This window comes from Bacteroides sp. CAG:633, from assembly GCF_000435115.1.
GTDB lineage: Bacteria > Bacteroidota > Bacteroidia > Bacteroidales > Bacteroidaceae > Bacteroides > Bacteroides ndongoniae.
This window is the reverse complement of the sequence record NZ_FR883102.1, coordinates 2825-3142: the sequence shown is the minus strand read 5'-3', so window position 1 is coordinate 3142 and position 318 is coordinate 2825. Positions and strand designations below refer to the sequence as shown.

The 318-nt window shown below is 57.9% G+C and carries 1 pseudogene; it reads right to left on the bottom strand.

From position 1 onward, the window contains the following. Window positions 1-318 (bottom strand): annotated as a pseudogene (locus QVP67_RS10500) (ABC transporter permease); the annotation flags it as partial.

Here is a 318-nt window from a genome sequence, read left to right as displayed (position 1 = left end):
GACATAAGGCAGACTGCGGAAGAAGTTGTAGGCGTTGTCGCACTCCTTGGCCGTCTTGAAGGGCAGGTAGGTGCCTGCAATGCGCTCGGTACTGAAGCCCATGTCCTTACTCATAACGAAGTGGTATTGCATCATCACCATGCACATTAATCCGCAGATGAAGGCCACACCCGCAAACTGCACGAACAGCAGCGGACGTTTCCACCCCTTCTTGCCTTCGGTGTAGCGGCGGAACACCTGAGTCACAGGAATGCGGGCAAACAACCGCCCCGGCAGTACGCCGCCCACCAACAGCAGCAGGGCAATCGTGGCAGCCGG